Raw genomic sequence first — 18,299 nt, forward strand, 5'->3', positions numbered from 1 at the left:
ATGACCACACCGCGCCGAAGCGCCCGCCGCCTGGTCCGCCGCTGGTGGCCGGTGGCGCTCGCGGTTCCGCTGGGCGCCGCGGCCGGCGCCGGGTACGCCGTCGTCGCGCCCCCCTCGTACGCCGCCAACGCCTACGTCCTCGTGGTCGCGCAGAACCCCGGGGAGGCCGCGCTCGCGACCAACTTCGCCCAGGCGTACGGCCGTCTGGCCGGCCGGCCGCAGGTGCTCGCCGTGGCGGCCGCCGAGACCGGCCACACCCGGTCCGAGCTGGAGTCCCTGGTGCACGGGACGACCTCCCCGGACGCCCCGATGATCGAGATCACCGGCACCGGGCGGCGCGCGGAGGAGGCCGCCCGGACCGCCGACGCGGTGGCCCGCTCGCTGGTCGCCTTCGCCAACACCAGCAGCAGGGACACCAACGTCCGGCTGGTGACCCTGGCCCCGGCCGCCGCGCCGGACAAGCCGACCACGCCCTCCGGCAAGCTGGACGTCGCGGTCGGCGCCGCGGCCGGGCTGCTGCTGGGTTCGCTCGCGATGATGGTCCGCCGCCGGGGCGCGGCCGGGGCTCCGGAGGACGCCGGGAGCGTCGACGCGGCGCGGACGCCGCCGGCAGCGCCGGCTCCGGGCGCCGCGGAGGAGGCCCCCGGTGCTCCGGCTACGGTCGCGAAGGCTCCCGCCGCTCCGACGTCCGCCAAGGCCCCGACGGCGCCGCGCCCGCGCAGCGGGGAGCCGGCCAGGGCCGAGGCCAAGGCCGGTCCCGGGACCGGGCCCAAGGCTGAGCCCGAGGCCGGTTCCGGGGCCGGGTCCAGGGGCAAGGCCGCGCCCGGGGCGGAGGCCCGGAGCGGGGTCGCGACCGAGCCCGGGGGCGCGAAGGCCGAGGAGAAGTCCGACAAGAAGACCGGCCCGAATACCGCTCCGAAGGCCGGCCGGAAGCCCGCCGCCGAGCCGGCCGCCGAGCCCTCCGCGACGGCCCAGCCCCCGGTGGCGGAGCAGGCCCCCGCCGAGGGGCGGTCCGTCGCCGAGCCGAAGCCCGCTCCGGCGCCGAAGCCCGCCACCAAGACCCGGCCCGCCGCGAAGACCCCGCCCGCCGCCCAGGAACAGCCCGCCGCCGGGAGCGGCCGATGAGCACCGAGACCCGCAGAGCGGACCTGCCCGCCCAGGCGACGGCCCCGGCCTGGACCACCGAACTGCGCGTCGAGGACGACACCCTGGACGTCCTCGCCGCCGAGTGGGACGACCTGGCGGCCCGCTGCCGGACGGCCACCTTCTTCCAGTACGCCGACTGGCAGCGCTCCTGGTGGCGCCACTACGGCAGCCCCGGCCGCCTGCTCGTGGTGCTGGTCCGCCGGGACGGACGGCTGGTCGGGGCGGGGGCCTTCCGGCGGCGCGGCGGCCCGTTCGGCGGCCTGACCGGCCTCGGCGGCGGGCTGGTCGACTACACCGACGTCCTGCTCGACGACGAGTGCGCCGACCGGGCCGCCGCCGAGTTCGCCGCGGCCCTCCCGCTCACCCGCCCCTGGCACTGGCTGGAACTGCGCGAGGTGCACCCCGAGGCGGCCGTGCAACGGGTGTACGAGCACTGGCGCGGCAGCCGCCGCCGCCACCAGGACTCGCTCTGCCAGTACCTGCCGGCCGTCCCGATGGATCGGCTGCTCAAGCGGGTGCCCGGCAAGACCGCCCAGCGCAGCCGGGTGAAGCTCCGCAAGATCGCGGAGGCCGGGGTGAAGGTCCGCTCGACCCCGGCGTCCGAGGTGCCGCAGGCGATGGAGGGGCTGCTGCGGCTGCACTTCCTGCAGTGGCAGGCGCGCGGCGTCACCCCCGAGCACCGCACCGAGCGGTTCGCCCGGCACCTGACCGAGTCCACCACGGGCCTGGTCGCCACCGGCAGGGCCGCCGTCCACCAGTTCCACCTGGACGGCCAGCTGGTGGCGGTGAACCTGCTGCTGCTCTGCCCGTCCTTCGGCGGGCTGTACCTGTACGGGGCGCACCCGGTGCTGCGCGAGCGGCTGGACATCGCCGGGCTGCTGTTCAGCGCGGCGCTGGACGAGACCGTCGGGGCGGGCATCCCGCTGCTCGGCCTGCTGCGCGGCCAGGAGCCGTACAAGCAGCGCTGGCGGCCGGACCGGCTGTCCAACCAGCGGCTGCTGCTCGGCCCGGCGGGGGCGGCACCGGCCGCGGCCGTCCGGTCCGCGGCGGTGCGCGCCCGGCAGGCGGCGGCGCAGCGGCTGCGCACCCGCTTCCCCCGTTTGAAGGAGGCGCTCCTGGCCCGCCGTCGGCGCCGGCCGCCCGGCTGACCGCTCGGCCGGCGCGGCGGCCGACCGAGCGGCGGACCGCTCAGTGCCGGGCGTGCTTCGGGCTCGCCGACCTGGCCGCCGCAGGCGGTGCCGCCGGTGGTGCCGCCGGCCGGGCCGACGGGCTCGCCGTCGCCCGGCCCGGCGCGGCGGGCGGCGGGCTGGGCGCGGCGGGCGGCGCGCTGGGCGGGCCCGGCGCCACCACCGCGCCGGCGGGCGCCGGGGGTACCTGCGCCGGCGCGGGCGCCCCCCGCGAGCCGGACATCAGCTGCTTGAACGCCGCCGCCGAGCGCGGATTGCGGTCGCACTGGAAGAAGCCGTGCGGGCAGTAGTCGGTGACGGTCTGGTAGACGGTGTCGTGGGTGCGGATCCAGTCGACCATCCGCCGCACGTACTCGGGGTTGTCGCCGTTGCGGAACAGCCCCCACTCCGGGTACGAGACCGGCTTGCCGTGCGTGGCGGCGAACTCCACCTGGTCCTGGAGGCCGTACGGCTCGTGCACGTAGTCGTCGAAGGTGCCCCCGGCGGGCTGGTCGTAGGTGTCCATGCCGAGGATGTCGACGACGTCGTCGCCGGGGTAGCACCTGGTCCACGGGATGGCGTCCAGACCGCGGCTGGGCGCGAAGTCGAAGCGGAACCGTTGCCCGGGCACCGAGCGCATCGCCTCGACGATCCGCCGCCAGTAGGTCTTCCAGGCGGACGGATCGGGCTTGCAGCGGTGGGTGTAGGTGGTGCCGTTCATCTCCCAGCCGAGGGTGAGCACGGTGTCCGGCGCGCCCAGCGCCACCAACCGGCGCGCGAGCTTGATGAAGTGCGCGTCGAAGTCCCCGCGCGCCCCCTCGGCGAGCAGCCCCGCGACCTCGCCGTCCGGCACGTCCGCCTCGCTCGGCACCAGCATCGGCACGCCGAGCACCAGCAGCCGGGACGGGTCCGCCTGCCGCCACTGCGACCACAGGCCGAGCACCATCGGCTCGCCCTCGATGTCGCTCCAGCCGTTGCCCGCCAGATAGGTGTGGCCGACCTGCATGTTGGCGTCGCCCAGCCACTGGGCGTACCGGCCGATCTGCGGGATGTGGTCGTCCCAGGAGCCGACGAAGGCGCCGAACGGCGGCTCGTGCTTCGGTCGCTGGACCGGCGGGCGGGGGGCCGCCCCGCGCGGCTCGATGGCCTCCGCGGAGAGGGCGTGCCGTTCGGTCTGGCTGAACGGCGTCCCGGCCGGGACGCTGGCCGTGGCCATCAGCAACAGGGTGGCGGCGGCCAGCGACAGGCGGCCGATTCGCATGGGTCTCTCCTCCGGACGTCGCGTGAGCGGGGCGTCACGGTCTCGGCGTGGACGGACCGTGACGCCCCGCTCGCCGACAGTAGGCCCGTCGGAGGAAGAAAATGCCGGATGTCACCCTAAAGTGGGCGGTCTTCGAACGCCGTGTGCCGCAGGGGCCGGAGAGCGGCGACCGGGTAACAGATCCGTAACGGTCCCTCCGGGCCGGTGCGGCCCGTTCCGGAGAGCCCGCCGGAACGGCCGGAGCCCCGACGGCGCAGGTGGGCGGGCGGTCTTACGGGCAGGGCGCGCGGGGACGGGCACGCGCTCGGCCGGACGGGGCGGCGGCGGAACCGGGCTGACTCCTGTGCCCGGCGAAAGGTACGCTCCGGCCGTGTCCTGGAAGCCGCTGCGTGCACTGTCCCCCCGCTCGATCCTGCCTGCCTCGGCGGTGATGCTGGTCCTTGCGGCGGGAGCGGCGGCGCACGCGAACAAGCCGGTGCCGTTCGGCGACCGGGTGGCGGGACCGGGCGACGCGGGGGCGACGCCGGTGAACTCCGAGTCCCTCAGCTCGACCGACCTCGACCTGCGGGTGGGCCCGGGCCTGGAGGCCTTCCACCGGCAGACCGGCGAGCAGGCCTGGTCCTACCGCCGCGAGGGCGCCGAAGCGCTCCACCTGGCGATGGCCGGGGACAACGCCATCGTGGTCTGGGACGACGGCCTCGTCACCTCGGTGCGCCCGGGCGACCACGAGGTGCGCTGGCACCGCGCGGTGCCGGGCCTGGCCGACTGGCTGCACGGCGACGGCGAGCCCGGAGCGGACAAGCGGACCGACGCCCAGCGCAAGGCGCTCGCCCAGCAGCGGGCCGCGGCCGCGCTGCACACCGTCCAGCGGGACGGCTCGCCCTGGCTGGCCCTGGTGACCCCGAACCTCACCATGGGCCTGCGCGACGCCGACGGCGACCTGCGCTACAACGACAAGCCCGCCGCCGGCTGCGTCTTCGACCCGCTGCGCACCGTCCACACCGACTACGCCGTGCTCGTCCCGCGCACCTGCGCCAACGGCAACGGGCAGCCCGCCTCCGGGGCGATCACCGGCTACCGGCTGGACAGCAAGGGCTGGGCGATGAACACCGGTCCGGCCGCCTCGGCCAAGGTGCTGGACCGCAGCCGGGTGGAGATCACCGACGGCCCGATCGTGCCGCCGAAGGTGTTCGACACCAAGGCGGCCGCGCCCGAGACGGCCTGCGGCACCGTGGACGCGCCGTTCGCGGCGGTCCGGCCCCAGGAGGGCTGCGCGGACCCGTCGGCGACCCCGGCCGCGGGCGACCCTGCGGCCCAGGCACCGCCTGCGGCACCCCAGGGCCCGGTGGCCGCGGACCCCGCTCCCGACTCCGCCGCCGCCCCGGACGCCCCGGCGGACGCCGGCGCTCCCGCCGGGGACCAGCCGGCCGCGCCGTAGCGACCGCCGCGACCGCTCCGCGGGCGCCGGCCGACGGGCGCCGGGCCGGCGATCGTCCGCGGACGGTACTCCATTGGGGGTGACGCGGGGCCCGGTAGACTTGCCGCCATGGCTCATTTCTCCGGGCAATAGCGGGCGGCGGCGCCACGAGGGCCGCGCCGACCGCCGATGAAGTCCCCTCACGCCGACCCCGGCCCCGGGTCCGTCCCACCCGGCCGCCCGCCCACGTCCCAGGAGTAGTCCCCAGCCATGATTTCCGCCAACGCCCTCGAACTGCGTGCCGGTGCCCGGATCCTGATCGAGTCCGCGAGCTTCAAGGTCGCCGCCGGCGACCGGATCGGACTGGTCGGCCGCAACGGCGCCGGCAAGACCACGCTCACCAAGGTGCTGGCCGGCGAGGGCCTGCCCGCCGCCGGCACCGTCACCCGTTCGGGCGAGGTCGGCTACCTCCCGCAGGACCCGCGCACCGGTGACCTGGACGTCCTCGCCAAGGACCGCATCCTGTCCGCCCGGGGCCTCGACACCGTGCTGAAGAAGATGCGCGAGAACGAGGACCGGATGGCGAACGGCAAGGGCGCCACCCGGGACAACGCGATGAAGAAGTACGCCCGGCTGGAGACCGAGTTCCTCACCAAGGGCGGGTACGCCGCCGAGGCCGAGGCCGCTACCATCGCCGCCGCGCTGGGCCTGCCGGACCGCATCCTCGGCCAGCCGCTGCACACCCTCTCGGGTGGTCAGCGCCGCCGCGTCGAGCTGGCCCGGATCCTCTTCTCGGACTCCGACGTGCTGCTGCTCGACGAGCCCACCAACCACCTGGACGCGGACTCCATCGTCTGGCTGCGGGACTTCCTGAAGACCTACAAGGGCGGCTTCATCGTCATCTCGCACGACGTCGACCTGGTCGAGACGGTCGTCAACAAGGTCTTCTACCTGGACGCCAACCGCTCCTGCATCGACGTCTACAACATGGGCTGGAAGCAGTACCAGCAGCAGCGCGAGGACGACGAGAAGCGCCGCAAGCGCGAGCGGGCCAACGCCGAGAAGAAGGCCGCGACCCTGAACGCGCAGGCCGACAAGATGCGCGCCAAGGCGACCAAGACGGTGGCCGCGCAGAACATGGCCCGCCGGGCCGACAAGCTGCTCTCCGGGCTGGAGCAGGTCCGGGTGAACGACAAGGTCGCCAAGCTGCGCTTCCCGGAGCCGGCCCCCTGTGGCAAGACCCCGCTGACCGCCAGCGGCCTGTCCAAGTCCTACGGCTCGCTGGAGATCTTCACCGACGTCGACCTGGCGATCGACCGGGGCTCGCGGGTCGTCGTGCTGGGCTTCAACGGCGCCGGAAAGACCACCCTGCTGCGGATGCTGGCCGGGGTGGAGCAGCCGGACACCGGTGAGGTGATCCCGGGCCACGGCCTGAAGATCGGCTACTACGCCCAGGAGCACGAGACCCTGGACCCGGACCGCAGCGTCCTGGAGAATATGCGCTCGGCCGCGCCGGACACCGACCTGGTGCAGATCCGCAAGATCCTCGGCTCCTTCCTGTTCTCCGGCGACGACGTCGACAAGCCGGCCGGGGTGCTCTCCGGTGGTGAGAAGACCCGTCTGGCGCTGGCCACCCTGGTGGTCTCCTCCGCCAACGTGCTGCTGCTGGACGAGCCCACCAACAACCTCGACCCGGCCAGCCGCGAGGAGATCCTGGGTGCGCTGCGCGAGTTCTCCGGGGCGGTCGTGCTGGTCACCCACGACGAGGGCGCGGTCGAGGCGCTGGACCCGGAGCGGATCATCCTGCTGCCGGACGGCGTGGAGGACCTCTGGAACCCGTCCTACGCCGATCTGGTCTCCCTGGCCTGACCTGAAGTAGACGCGAAGTCCGCTTTTCAGACGAGAATATCTAGTCCTTTCGGCGTATCCGGGAATGAAGTAGATCTGGATTCCGTTTAAGGACTTTCCGTCGGCCCGCCACACGATCGTGGTCGGGCCGACGCTGCTGATCAGCTCTTTCCCGGCGAATGGCGGTATCCGCCCGGGGGCGTGCACTCTGCGTGAGCGCCCTGATGCGCTCGGATCACCACCGGCGGACCACGCATTTGCGACATCGACCTTGTCGAATGGGTGGCCAGGAGGAGAGGGATGGGTGATCATGGGAATCTGACCGAGCAACGCTACGAGGAGGCACGGGTGGCCGAGACTCTGAAAAAGGGCAGCCGGGTGACCGGTGCCGCGCGTGAGAAGCTCGCGGCCGATCTCAAGAAGAAGTACGACTCCGGGGCGAGCATTCGCGCTCTCGCGGAGGAGACCGGTCGTTCGTACGGCTTCGTGCACCGGATGCTGAGCGAATCCGGAGTGATCCTCCGGGGCCGCGGTGGTGCCACGCGGGGCAAGAACAAGGCGACTGCCGGGGCCGGTTCCTGACGGTTCGTCAGCTCTTGGGCTGGATGGCGCGGCGGCAGGACGCCGGCCGAGGAGACGACAGTCGGTCATCGACTGGGCGTCCGCCCTCGGGTCGTGCGGGCCGGCCGCCGATCGTCATGCCCGGGGCGCCGCCCGCCCCCCGTTCGTTCTCCTTCCGTCCCTCGCCGGGCCGGCCGGGCCCGTCGATCTTTCCGGGCCGGGCCCCTGCCCCTGTGCGCCGAGTTTTGTTACTCTCCGGTAGCCAAGTCCCTCGCCACCGGAGGTCCCCGCATGACCGCCCCCGCCATCGACCCGCAGGCCCCGAGCTGGGAGCGGGACGGCGTCCGCCTGGAGGTCGAAGGCGAACTCGCCGTCGTCACCCTGTGTCAGCCCAAGCGGCGCAACGCCCAGTCGCCCGCGCTCTGGCGCGCCCTCGCCGACGCCGGCCGCGACCTGCCCGGCAGCGTCCGGGTGGTGCTGCTGCGCGCCGAGGGGGTCTCCTTCTCCGCCGGTCTGGACCGGGCCATGTTCACCCCCGAGGGAATCGCGGGCGAGCCCACCTTCCTCCAGCTCGCCGCCTCCACGGACCGCGAGCTGGACGACACCATCGCCTCGTACCAGGAGGCCTTCACCTGGTGGCGCCGTCCGGACCTGATCTCCATCGCGGCGGTCCAGGGCCACGCCGTCGGCGCGGGCTTCCAGCTGGCGCTCGGATGTGACCTGCGGGTGGTCGCCGAGGACGTCCGGTTCGCGATGAAGGAGACCTCGCTGGGCCTGGTCCCGGACCTGGCCGGGACCAAGCCGCTCACCGAACTCGTCGGCTACGCGCGGGCACTGGAGATCTGCGCGACCGGCCGCTGGGTGGGCGCCGAGGAGGCCACCGCGATCGGGCTGGCCAACCTGGCGGTCCCGGCAGAGGAACTGGACGGCGCCGCCCGCGACCTCGCGGCCGCCCTGCTGGCCGCTCCGCGCGGGGCGGTGATCGAGACCAAGGCCCTGTTGCAGGGCGCTTCCGGGCGCTCGTTCGACGAACAGCGCTCGGCCGAACGGGCGGCGCAGGCCCGCCGGCTGCGGGAGCTCGCCGGGATCGGCGACTGACCGGACGGCACCCGCGCGGGGCCCGGCCCGGGGGAATCCCCCCGGGGCCGGGCCCTTTGCGCTGCGCGGAGGTGGGCGGACGTCGTTCAAGGGGCAGGGATCGTGGCGGAATGCCAGAGTTGTGGAGGTCTGCGATATAGCTGGAGCCGTACGACGGGAGATGCGCCCATGCCTGACACTCCGACGCCCGCGACCATGCACAAGCACTCCGGCGGTGGCGGCGCGCCGACCCCCGGTCCGCCGCACGGATCCACCGGCGGTGCCACTCCGATGGCGGAGCGCGGCCGCACCGCGCTGGCCGTCGGTGTGGTGGAGAAGATCGCCGGGATGGCGGCGCGGGAGATCACCGGGATCCACGCGCTCGGCTCCGGGCTCGCCCGGACCTTCGGCGCGATGCGGGACCGGGTGCCGGGCGGCAAGCCCAGTGTCGGGCGGGGCATCAAGGCCGAGGTCGGGGAGAAGCAGACCGCGATCGACATCGCCCTGGTGGTGGAGTACGGCGTGGTCATCCCCGAACTCGCCCGCCAAGTACGGGAGAACATCATCCACGCGGTCGAGCGGATGACCGGCCTGGAGGTCGTCGAGGTCAACATCGCCGTCAACGACGTCCATCTTCCGGACGAACCTGAGTTCGAGGAGGAAGAGGAGCCGGTGCCGGCGCCCGGGCAGCGGCCGAGGCTCAAGTAGCGCGTTCGGCGGGTCGGCTGGGCGGGCACGGAGCGGGGCGGGCACGGAGCGGGGCAGGCGGGTGGCGGGGGAGGCGGGTCCGGACCGGAGAAGGCAGCGGGAGACGAGGGAGTAGCGGATGAACCTGGCCATCGTCGGCCTGGTGGTGGGAATGGCCCTCGGCTTCGCCGGGTACTTCGGCGGCTTCGCGGCGTTCCTCCTGGTGGCCGCGCTCGGGCTGGTCGGCTTCGTGGCCGGGCGCCTGCTTGAGGGCGACATCGAGCTGGGGGACCTGGGAGACCTGCTCTGCGGCCGCGACCGGCGCCGCTGATGGCGGCCCCGGTAGCCGGTCCGGTTTCCGCCGCGCTCCCCGCGCCGGGGCGCCGGGGGCGGCTGCGCGTCGCCGACCGGGTGTACGCGCGGATCGCCGCCAGGGCCGCCCGGGAGGTGCTGGCCGGCGCCTGGCCCGCGGGGCGGGCGACGGGGGCGCCGCCGCACGTCTCGGTGACCGTCCCGGGGAGCACGGTGACCGTCCGGGTCGCGGTCGAGCTGCCGTTCCCGTCGGACGTCGCGGCGCTGGCCGGGGCGGTACGGGAGCGGATCGCCGAACGGGTGGCGGGGCTGACCGGGACCAAGGTGTCGAGGGTGGTCGTCGTGGTCGAGAAGCTGGTGACGGGGAGCGCCTCGTGACGGCGCGGGACTCCGAGGCGGGGGACTCCGAGCTGCGGGACTCGGGGGCGCGGGACTCCGAGGCGGGGGGCCCAGACGTGCGGGACTCCGAGGCGGGGGACGAGCCGCAGCAGGTGGCGGACCTTCGGCGGGGGAAGGCCCGCGGGCCGCGGGCGCCCCGTACGGCCGCGGCGGCGGTGGTGGCCACGGGGGTGCTGGTGGTGGCGGGGGCGCTGCTGTACGACGTGGTCGCGGTGCGGGTGGGGCAGCCGGCCCGGCGGTGGCGGGCGCAGATCGCGGACGAGCTCGCGACGCGGCACCTGGACGACCTGGGGGTCCTGGTGGGGGCCGGGGCGGCGACCGTGCTCGGCGGGTGGCTGCTGTGGCTGGCCGTCGCGCCCGGGCTGCGGCGGTGGCTGGTGCTGCGGCCGTACGGCGGGACGACCGCGGCCGTCGACCGGGCCGGGATCGGGCACCTGCTGGTGGACCGGGCGGCGGGGCTGGACGGGATCGACCACCTGAGGGTCCGGGTCGGACGGCGGCGGGTGCGGGTCTCGCTGGCGGGCCCGGCGGACCCGGCGCTGGTGCAGCGGCAGTTGCGCGACGAGTTGGCGCGGGTGGGGCTGGCACGGCCGCTGCGGCTGGACGTGCGGACGGCGAGGGGAGCCGGGGCCGTGGCGCGGGACGGCGCGGGGCCGGGACCGGAGGCGGCGGGATGAGGCGGACGGTCGTCAACCGGGTGCTGCTCGGCGTGGCGGGGGCGGCGCTGCTGGGGGCCGGGTTGCTGGTGCTGGCGGGCGGACTCGACCTGTACCGGCGGCTGGGCGCGCACCCCCCGGGGTGGTGGCCGCTCACCTCGCCGGACCAGCCGGTGGTGAGCGCGCGCTCGCGCGGGAGGTGGGTGGCGTCCTCGTGGTGGTGGCCGACGGTGATCGGCGGGCTGGCCGTGCTGGTGGCGGGGACGGCGTGGTGGCTGGTGGCGCAGCTGAGGCGCACCGGGCTGGCGAGCATCGCGGTGCCGACGCCGGGGGTGAGCGGGCTTCGGCTGCGGGTCGGTGCGCGGGCGCTGGAGGAGGCGCTGGAGGACCTGACGGTGGCGCTGCCGGAGGTCGAGCGGGCCGGGGTGCGGCTGGTGCGGGCGCCGGGGCATCCGCGGTTGCGCGGTGCGGTGCGGTTGAGACCGGGTGGGGATCCGGCCGCGCTGGTGGAGCACTTCGAGGACGGGCCCCGGACGGACGCCCGCGCGAGCCTGCGACTGGCCGAACTGCCGGCCGACCTGCGGATCCGGGTCCTCCAGGCGGTCCCCGCCGAGCCCCGGCGGGGACAGGGTCGGCGGGGTCGGCGGCCGTCGAGGGTGGAGTAGCGCGGGCCGGGGCGCCGGGCCCGGCCGGTGGCGGGTCGGCCGGGCGGACCGGTTCGCGGGGGAGGGATCAGAGCGGGCGCAGGGCGCCGCCGTCGACGGGGACCATGACGCCGGTCAGGTACGAGGCGGCGGGGGAGAGCAGGAAGGCGGCGACCTTGCCGAACTCCTCGGGGGTGCCGTAGCGGCGCAGCGGGATGCCGGCCGCGGCCTGGGCGCGGGCGGCGTCGGGGTCGGCGGCGAGGGCGTCGAGCTCGCGGACGCGGTCGGTGTCGATCCGGCCCGGGAGCAGGCCGACCACCCGGATGCCGCGGGGGCCGAGTTCGTCGGCGAGGGACTTGGCGGCCATGGCGAGACCGGGGCGCAGGCCGTTGGAGATGCCGAGGCCGGGGATCGGCTGGCGGACCGAGCTGGAGAGCACGAAGGCGATCACGCCGCCGTCGGAGAGCGCGGCGGCGGTGGTGCGGGCGAGTCGCAGGGCGCCGAGGAAGACGGTCTCGAAGGCGTCGCGCCACGCCTCCTCGGGGGCGGTCTCGACCGGGCCGGCCTTGGGGCCGCCGACGCTGATCAGGATGCCGTCGAGACGGCCGAAGTGCCGCCGGGCCTCGGCGACGAGGCGCTCGGGGGTGTCGGGGGCGGCGTTGTCGGCGACGAGGCCCCGGGCGGTGCCGAGGGTTTCGAGTTCGGCGACGGCGGCGTCGACGGCCTGCGCGGTGCGGCCGCTGACGAGCACCCGGGCGCCGTCGGCGGCGAGCTCACGGGCGCCGGCGAGGCCGAGGCCCCGAGTGGCGCCGGTGACGATGTAGGCCTTGTCTTTCAGTCCGAGATCCATGGGGGACATCTTGCCGGGTGGGGGAGCGGGGAGGACGGCAGGGGATCCGTCCCGCGCGCCCGCCGGACGGGGCTGGCGTTGACGCCGGGGGGAAGGTTTACCGTCGTGGACGGATGTGCGGGAGGAGTGGTTCGGCGTGCGGATCGGGGAGTTGGCGGAGCGGGCGGGGACGACCACGCGGGCGTTGCGGTACTACGAGCAGTTGGGACTGCTGCCGGCCCGGCGGGCGGGCAACGGGTACCGGGCGTACGACGAGGGCGATCTGCGGCTGCTGCGGGAGATCCGGATGCTGCAGGACTTCGGGTTCGGGCTGGAGGAGACCAGGCCGTTCGTGGAGTGCCTGCGGGCGGGACACCCGGAGGGTGACTCGTGCCCGGCCTCTCTGGAGGTGTACCGCCGGAAGCTGGGGGAGCTGGACGAGTGCATCGCCCGGCTCCAGGACGTGCGGGCGCGGGTGGCGGGGCAGTTCGAGCGGGCGGTGAAGGCCCGGGACGAGTTGGCCGCCGCCGAGCAACCGCCCTTGTGTGAACTGGTGAGGGAGTAGTCGTGGTGGAGATCGCGGGCGTGCCGGCGGTGACGGACGAGACGTTCGACACGGAGGTGCTGGCGGCGCGGGGGCCGGTGCTGGTGGACTTCACGGCGGACTGGTGCCCGCCGTGCCGGATGATGGCGCCGGTGCTGGCGGACATCGCGCGGGAGGAGGCGCACCGGCTGCGGGTGGTGAGCGTGGACGTGGACCGCAACCCGCGGACGCAGGCGGCGTACGGGGTGCTCTCGATGCCGACGCTGATGGTGTTCCGGGACGGGCAGCCGGTGCGGTCGGTGGTGGGGGCGCGGGCGAAGGCGCGGTTGCTGCGGGAGCTGGCCGACGTGCTCCAGCCGGTGGGGCCGACGCCGGCCGCGCCGTGAGACGGGCTGCTAGGCGGGGACGGCGTCGAGCGGGACCTCGGCTTCGGCCGCCCGCTTGGCTCGGTCCCTGGCCTCCCGGCGGGCGAGGACCCAGACGCCGACCGGGATCATCGCGGTGAACAGCCACCACTGGACGGCGTAGGCCATGTGCGGGCCGATGTCGGAGTGGTTGGGCTCGGGGATCAGCTGGGGCTGGTCGGCCGGGGCCGGGGTGGTGCCGGTGAGTTCGAGGTAGCCGCCGAGGAGCGGGGCGCCGGTCCGCTTGGCCTGTTCGTCGGTGTTGATCAGGTTGAACTGGCGGTCGGGCAGGCCGGTGCGGTCCTTGATGCCGCTGGCGCCGTAGGTCTCCTCGGCGCGCAGGCGGCCGCTGAGGGTGACCTCGCCGGCCGGGGCGGCCGGGACGGGCGGGTAGTCGGCGGCCCCGGCGCCGGAGGCGACCCAGCCGCGGTTGACCAGGACGGTGCCCTTGCCGTCGGAGAGCCGCAACGGGGTCACCACGAAGTAGCCGATGGTCCCGCTGGAGTCGGTCCGCTTGCGGACCACGAACTCGTGCGCCGGGTCGTACTGTCCGGTGGCGGTCACCGAGCGCCAGGTGAGGTCCTTGGGGACCGCGAACCCCGGCGTCGGCGACAGGGTGTCGAACGGGACCGGCGCGTCCGTGAGGGCCTTGCCGATCAACTCGTTCCGGGCCACCCGCGCCTCGTGGCGGTGCAGCTGCCAGAAACCCAGCTTGATCGTCGCGGGGATCAGCAGCAGCGCGATCAGGATGGTGATCAGCCACTGCCGGGTCAGCAGAAAACGGTACACACGGGAACGGTACGCCGACCTCACAACGGGCTCACGCACCGGGGTGCGGGGCGACCTCGCGCAACAGTTGGAGGAAGGCGTCCTCGCCGACCACCGGGGTGCCGACCTCGCGGGCCTTGCGGGCCTTGCCGCTCCAGCTGTCCGGGTCGTTGGTGACGAGCAGGCTGGTGAGGCGGCTCACCGAGGTGGCGATGTGCAGGCCGGCCTCGACCGCGCGGTCCTCCAGGACCTCGCGGTCGGTGGCGGTGTCGCCGCTGATGGCCACCCGCATGCCCTGCACCAGCGGCTTGCCGTCCTCCCAGCGCCCCGGGTTGGGGTACGGGCAGGGCGGGCGCTTCTTGGTCTGGCGGTACGTGGCGCCGGTCCAGGTGCTGCGGCCGGGGGTGGGGGACTCGTCCTCACCGAGGTCGGTGACCGCGACGCAGTTCTGGAGCGGCAGCGGCACGCCGCCGTCGCGGGCCAGGTGCAGGCTGGGGCGGAAGGCCTCGGCGAGCACCCGGGCGTCGTCCAGGGCGTTGTGGGCGTGGCGCTGGCGGACACCGAAGTGGGCGGCGAGCGAGGACAGCTTGCCGTTGGGCAGCGGCAGGCGCAGGTCGCGGGAGAGGACCATGGTGCACAGCCGCTGCTCGACCGGGGCGCGCCGGCCGGCCCGGGAGAACTCACGGGAGATCATGTTCCAGTCGAAGAGCGCGTTGTGCGCGACCAGGATGCGGTTCTCCAGCCGCGCGGCGAACTCGTCGGCGATCTGCGGGAAGGTCGGGGCGCAGGAGAGCAACTCGGCGGTGAGGCCGTGGATCCAGACCGGGCCGGGGTCCCGCTCGGGGTTGACCAGGGTGTACCAGTGGTCGGTGACGTCGCCGTCCGGGTCCAGCTGGTAGACGCCCGCCGAGATGACGCGGTCGGAGCGGCCGAGACCGGTGGTCTCGACGTCGACGACCGCGAAGCCCCCGGCGGGGGCGGCGGAGCGCTGGGCGGGGACCGGGGCGGTCCGCCGCACTCCGTACGTCTCGGGCTGGATCGGTTGCATGGTCCAACAGGATAAGGGGCCTGGCGAGGGGCTCCGGCCGGAACGTTCCGACCGACCGGCCGGAATAGAGTGGTCGGCGGGGGCGTCGTACAACTGATCGAGATCGTTCTCAGCTAAGGAACAGCCATGCGTGCCACCGTGATCCACGGCCCCAGTGACATCCGGATCGAGGAGGTGCCGGACCCGGTGGTCCAGCGGCCGACGGACGCGGTGCTGCGGGTGGTCAACGCCTGCATCTGCGGCAGCGACCTGTGGGCCTACCGCGGGGTGGCGCAGCGGGTGGCCGGGCAGCGGATCGGGCACGAGTTCCTGGGCGTGGTCGAGGAGGTCGGCGCCGAGGTGCGCGGCTTCGCCAAGGGCGACCTGGTGGTGGCGCCGTTCGTCTGGTCGGACGGGACGTGTGACTTCTGTCTCGAAGGCCTCCAGACCTCCTGCCCGCACGGCGGGTTCTGGGGGCAGGTCGGCTCGGACGGCGGCCAGGGCGAGGCGGTGCGGGTGCCGTTCGCGGACGGGACGCTGGTGAAGCTGCCGAAGGAGGCGGCGGGTGACGAGAAGCTGCTGCCCGGGCTGCTGGCGCTGTCCGACGTGATGGCGACCGGGCACCACGCCGCGGTCTCGGCGCGGGTGCGCCCCGGCGCGACGGTGGCGGTGGTCGGCGACGGCGCGGTCGGGCTGTGCGGTGTGCTGGCGGCGCACCGGCTGGGCGCGGGCCGGATCATCGCGCTGGGCCGGCACGCGGCCCGTACCGAACTGGCCCGCCGCTTCGGTGCGACGGACGTGGTGGCGGAGCGCGGCGAGGCCGCCGTCGAGGCGGTGAAGGAGCTGACCGCCGGTCAGGGCGCGCACGCGGTGCTGGAGGCGGTGGGCACCGAGGAGTCGATGCGCACGGCCCTCTCGATCGCCCGGGACGGCGGCGCGGTGGGCTACGTCGGAGTGCCGCACGGCGGCAGCGCAGGGGTCGACATCGGCCAGATGTTCGGCCGGAACGTCGCGTTGAACGGCGGCGTCGCCCCGGCCCGCGCGTACATCCCCGAGCTGCTGCCGGACGTGCTCTCGGGAGCGATCGAGCCGGGCCTGGTGTTCGACCGCACCGTCGACCTCGACGGCGTTCCGGACGGCTACCGCGCGATGGACGACCGCTCGGCCCTGAAGGTGCGGATCACCTTCTGAGTCATCCGGGACACGGTCTCCCGGCAACCGGCCCGTGCCGCCCCGCGTGGGGTGCGGCACGGGCCGGTGCCGTTCTCCGGCGCTGTTCTCCCGCGCTTTTCCCGGGTTTCTCCGGGGCTCCCCGGGGTCCTTCGGGGTCTTCCGGGGGCCTCTCCGGAGCCGGGAGGCGGCGGGCGGATCCCGGTCGTGGACGGTGTGATCGCCGCGATGGGCTGCTTTTCGGCCAATCGGATGGTCCGAGAGGGTGAACGGTCGACTGATCGCGGTCAACCCCTTTCGGGGCGGGCAGGACGCTCCTAGCATTGCGCGGCGCGCACCAGGCCTGTGACGACCCTCACGTTCGACCGTCCCCGTGTGACACATACGCCGAGGAGAGAGAGTGGATTCGCCGCCGATCACCAACGCCGCCACGGACGCCCGACTCATCGACGACAGCGAGGAGTTCCGCAGGCTGCGGCGCTCGTTCCGCAGCTTCGCCTTCCCGGTCACCATCGGCTTCGTGCTCTGGTACCTGCTCTACGTCCTGCTCTCCTGCTACGCCCCCGCGCTGATGCGCACCAAGGTCGTCGGGCACGTCAACGTGGCCCTGGTGCTCGGGCTGCTCCAGTTCGCGACCACCTTCGTCATCGCCGCCTGGTACGCCCGCTACGCGGACCGGCGGATCGACCCGGCCGCCGCGGCGATCCGCGAGGCGCACGGCGCCGTCGTCCACGCTCCCCGGGAGTCCGCCGAATGACCCTGCTCGCCAGCTCCGCCACCGAGCACCGCGGCCTGACGATGGCCCTGTTCGGCGTGTTCGTCCTGGCCACCCTCGCCATCACGGTCTGGGCCGGGCGGCAGACCAGGAGCGCCGCCGACTTCTACGCCGGCGGCCGGGGCTTCACCGGCTTCCAGAACGGCCTGGCCATCTCCGGCGACTACATGTCCGCCGCCTCCTTCCTCGGCATCGCCGGGACCATCGCGCTCAGCGGCTACGACGGCTTCCTCTACTCGATCGGCTTCCTGGTCGCCTGGCTGGTCGCGCTGCTGCTGATCGCCGAACCGCTGCGCAACTCCGGGCGCTTCACGATGGCGGACGTGCTCGCGTTCCGGATGCGCCAGCGCCCGGTGCGCACCGCGGCGGGCGTCTCCACCATCGTGGTGTCGATCTTCTACCTGCTCGCCCAGATGGTCGGCGCCGGCACCCTGGTGGCCCTGCTGCTGGGGGCCGAGGGGAACGCGGCCAAGCGCTGGACCATCGTCGGGGTCGGCGCGCTGATGATCATCTATGTGGTCATAGGCGGCATGAAGGGCACCACCTGGGTTCAGATCGTCAAGGCGGTGCTGCTGATCGCCGGTGCCGCGCTGATGACCGTCCTGGTGCTGGCCAAGTACCACTTCAACCCCTCCGAGCTGCTCGGCGCGGCGGCGAGCGCCAGCGGCAAGGGCGAGGCCTTCCTCCAACCGGGGCAGAAGTACGGCAGCGGCACCGCCAAGCTCGACTTCATCAGCCTCGGCGTCGCGCTGGTCCTCGGCACCGCCGGTCTGCCGCACATCCTGGTCCGCTTCTACACCGTCCCCACCGCCAAGGCGGCCCGCAAGTCGGTGCTCTGGGCGATCGGCATCATCGGCGTCTTCTACCTGATGACCCTGGCGCTGGGCTTCGGCGCGACCGCGCTGGTCGGCCCCAAGGCCATCAAGGCGGCGAACGCGGCGGGCAACACCGCCGCCCCGCAGCTGGCCGAGGCGCTCGGCGGGGGCGCCGGGACCACCGGCGGCGCGATCCTGCTCGCGGTGATCTCGGCGGTCGCCTTCGCCACCATCCTCGCCGTGGTCGCCGGGCTCACGCTGGCCTCCTCCGCCTCCTTCGCACACGACCTCTACGCCAACGTGATCCGGCGCGGAAAGGTGTCCGAGAAGCAGGAGGTGTCGTCGGCGAAGTGGGCCGCGGTCGCGATCGGAGCGGTGGCGATCGTGCTCAGCCTCTTCGCGGACAAGCTCAACACCGCCGCCCTGGTCGCCCTGGCCTTCGCGGTCGCCGCCTCGGCGAACCTGCCCACCCTGCTCTACTCGCTGTTCTGGAAGCGCTTCACCACCGTCGGCGCGGTCAGCTCCGTCTACGCCGGGCTGCTCACCTCGGTGACGCTGGTGGTCTTCTCCCCGGTGGTCTCCGGCGCGAAGACCTCGCTCTTCCCGCACTCCGACTTCCACTGGTTCCCGCTGGAGAACCCCGGCCTGATCTCGATCCCCGTCGGCTTCCTGGCCGGCTGGCTCGGCACGCTGCTGTCCAGGGAACGTTCCGACCCGGCGAAGTACGCTGAACTGGAGGTCCGCTCGCTGAGCGGGTTGGGCGCCCACTGATCGTCCCTCGATGACTATGCTG

At 74.2% G+C, this 18,299-nt stretch carries 20 protein-coding genes; 16 read left to right on the forward strand and 4 right to left on the reverse strand.

From position 1 onward, the window contains the following. Entirely contained in the window at nucleotides 1-1,125 is a 1,125-nt protein-coding gene (locus tag ACZ55U_RS23540; protein ID WP_465528621.1) for a Wzz/FepE/Etk N-terminal domain-containing protein, read from the forward strand. Then, nucleotides 1,122-2,294, forward strand: coding sequence for a GNAT family N-acetyltransferase (locus tag ACZ55U_RS23545; protein WP_465528623.1), 1,173 nt, complete (start codon nucleotides 1,122-1,124; stop codon nucleotides 2,292-2,294). The genes ACZ55U_RS23540 and ACZ55U_RS23545 overlap by 4 nt, the downstream gene beginning before the upstream one ends. A gap of 40 nt (nucleotides 2,295-2,334) precedes the next feature. On the opposite strand, the gene ACZ55U_RS23550 is transcribed toward ACZ55U_RS23545, so the two are convergent. Next, on the reverse strand, nucleotides 2,335-3,573 hold the full coding sequence (locus tag ACZ55U_RS23550) for a glycoside hydrolase family 26 protein (protein ID WP_465528625.1): 1,239 nt from the start codon (nucleotides 3,571-3,573) through the stop codon (nucleotides 2,335-2,337). A 370-nt stretch (nucleotides 3,574-3,943) separates the two neighbouring features. On the opposite strand from ACZ55U_RS23550, the gene ACZ55U_RS23555 reads away from it, so the two are divergent. The 9 genes from ACZ55U_RS23555 to ACZ55U_RS23595 all read left to right on the forward strand — a co-directional run bounded on the left by ACZ55U_RS23555 (nucleotide 3,944) and on the right by ACZ55U_RS23595 (nucleotide 11,195). Then, nucleotides 3,944-5,011, forward strand: a complete 1,068-nt coding sequence (locus ACZ55U_RS23555; protein ID WP_465528627.1) for a hypothetical protein — start codon at nucleotides 3,944-3,946, stop codon at nucleotides 5,009-5,011. A 249-nt stretch (nucleotides 5,012-5,260) separates the two neighbouring features. Next, a complete protein-coding gene (locus ACZ55U_RS23560) occupies nucleotides 5,261-6,859 on the forward strand; it encodes an ABC-F family ATP-binding cassette domain-containing protein (RefSeq protein WP_465528629.1) in 1,599 nt (532 codons plus the stop codon). A 327-nt stretch (nucleotides 6,860-7,186) separates the two neighbouring features. Further along, nucleotides 7,187-7,420, forward strand: a complete 234-nt coding sequence (locus tag ACZ55U_RS23565; protein WP_030059940.1) for a helix-turn-helix domain-containing protein — start codon at nucleotides 7,187-7,189, stop codon at nucleotides 7,418-7,420. A gap of 270 nt (nucleotides 7,421-7,690) precedes the next feature. Beyond that, complete coding sequence (locus ACZ55U_RS23570) at nucleotides 7,691-8,497, forward strand: enoyl-CoA hydratase/isomerase family protein (protein ID WP_465528631.1); 807 nt, start codon at nucleotides 7,691-7,693, stop codon at nucleotides 8,495-8,497. A gap of 168 nt (nucleotides 8,498-8,665) precedes the next feature. Beyond that, nucleotides 8,666-9,184 (forward strand): Asp23/Gls24 family envelope stress response protein, encoded by a 519-nt coding sequence (locus tag ACZ55U_RS23575; RefSeq protein ID WP_465528633.1) that lies wholly within the window; start codon nucleotides 8,666-8,668, stop codon nucleotides 9,182-9,184. 118 nt (nucleotides 9,185-9,302) lie between these two features. Further along, on the forward strand, nucleotides 9,303-9,494 hold the full coding sequence (locus ACZ55U_RS23580; protein ID WP_465528635.1) for a hypothetical protein: 192 nt from the start codon (nucleotides 9,303-9,305) through the stop codon (nucleotides 9,492-9,494). Next, complete coding sequence (locus tag ACZ55U_RS23585; RefSeq protein WP_465528637.1) at nucleotides 9,494-9,853, forward strand: hypothetical protein; 360 nt, start codon at nucleotides 9,494-9,496, stop codon at nucleotides 9,851-9,853. The genes ACZ55U_RS23580 and ACZ55U_RS23585 overlap by 1 nt, the downstream gene beginning before the upstream one ends. Continuing rightward, nucleotides 9,850-10,551, forward strand: a complete 702-nt coding sequence (locus tag ACZ55U_RS23590; protein WP_465528639.1) for a DUF6286 domain-containing protein — start codon at nucleotides 9,850-9,852, stop codon at nucleotides 10,549-10,551. The genes ACZ55U_RS23585 and ACZ55U_RS23590 overlap by 4 nt, the downstream gene beginning before the upstream one ends. After that, nucleotides 10,548-11,195, forward strand: coding sequence for an alkaline shock response membrane anchor protein AmaP (locus tag ACZ55U_RS23595; protein WP_465528641.1), 648 nt, complete (start codon nucleotides 10,548-10,550; stop codon nucleotides 11,193-11,195). The genes ACZ55U_RS23590 and ACZ55U_RS23595 overlap by 4 nt, the downstream gene beginning before the upstream one ends. 67 nt (nucleotides 11,196-11,262) lie before the next feature. Here the strand turns inward: ACZ55U_RS23595 and ACZ55U_RS23600 are convergent, their stop codons facing one another. Further along, the gene (locus tag ACZ55U_RS23600) at nucleotides 11,263-12,024 is read right to left on the reverse strand and encodes an SDR family oxidoreductase (RefSeq protein WP_465528643.1); all 762 of its coding nucleotides are present in this window, start codon (nucleotides 12,022-12,024) and stop codon (nucleotides 11,263-11,265) included. Nucleotides 12,025-12,160: 136 nt separating this feature from the next. On the opposite strand from ACZ55U_RS23600, the gene ACZ55U_RS23605 reads away from it, so the two are divergent. Both ACZ55U_RS23605 and trxA read left to right on the forward strand, forming a co-directional pair. Continuing rightward, nucleotides 12,161-12,568 (forward strand): MerR family transcriptional regulator, encoded by a 408-nt coding sequence (locus tag ACZ55U_RS23605; protein ID WP_465528645.1) that lies wholly within the window; start codon nucleotides 12,161-12,163, stop codon nucleotides 12,566-12,568. A gap of 2 nt (nucleotides 12,569-12,570) precedes the next feature. Further along, on the forward strand, nucleotides 12,571-12,933 hold the full coding sequence (gene trxA / locus ACZ55U_RS23610; RefSeq protein WP_465528647.1) for a thioredoxin: 363 nt from the start codon (nucleotides 12,571-12,573) through the stop codon (nucleotides 12,931-12,933). Nucleotides 12,934-12,942: 9 nt separating this feature from the next. Here trxA and ACZ55U_RS23615 read toward each other — a convergent pair whose 3' ends face one another. Both ACZ55U_RS23615 and ACZ55U_RS23620 read right to left on the reverse strand, forming a co-directional pair. After that, nucleotides 12,943-13,740, reverse strand: a complete 798-nt coding sequence (locus ACZ55U_RS23615) for an SURF1 family cytochrome oxidase biogenesis protein (RefSeq protein WP_465528649.1) — start codon at nucleotides 13,738-13,740, stop codon at nucleotides 12,943-12,945. Nucleotides 13,741-13,771: 31 nt separating this feature from the next. Next, the gene (locus ACZ55U_RS23620; RefSeq protein ID WP_465528651.1) at nucleotides 13,772-14,767 is read right to left on the reverse strand and encodes a DEDDh family exonuclease; all 996 of its coding nucleotides are present in this window, start codon (nucleotides 14,765-14,767) and stop codon (nucleotides 13,772-13,774) included. A gap of 126 nt (nucleotides 14,768-14,893) precedes the next feature. Here ACZ55U_RS23620 and ACZ55U_RS23625 point away from each other — a divergent pair, with 126 nt between their 5' ends. From ACZ55U_RS23625 to ACZ55U_RS23635, 3 genes are all read left to right on the forward strand, one after another. Beyond that, nucleotides 14,894-15,937, forward strand: a complete 1,044-nt coding sequence (locus ACZ55U_RS23625) for a zinc-dependent alcohol dehydrogenase family protein (RefSeq protein WP_465528653.1) — start codon at nucleotides 14,894-14,896, stop codon at nucleotides 15,935-15,937. Between the two features lie 379 nt (nucleotides 15,938-16,316). Beyond that, nucleotides 16,317-16,673: a DUF485 domain-containing protein gene (locus ACZ55U_RS23630; protein WP_465528655.1), complete on the forward strand. Its 357-nt coding sequence runs from the start codon at nucleotides 16,317-16,319 to the stop codon at nucleotides 16,671-16,673. Then, nucleotides 16,670-18,277, forward strand: coding sequence for a solute symporter family protein (locus tag ACZ55U_RS23635; RefSeq protein ID WP_465528657.1), 1,608 nt, complete (start codon nucleotides 16,670-16,672; stop codon nucleotides 18,275-18,277). Before ACZ55U_RS23630 ends, ACZ55U_RS23635 begins: the two co-directional genes overlap by 4 nt. Nucleotides 18,278-18,299: the final 22 nt, after the last annotated feature.

The organism is Kitasatospora sp. NPDC034533, from assembly GCF_055575155.1.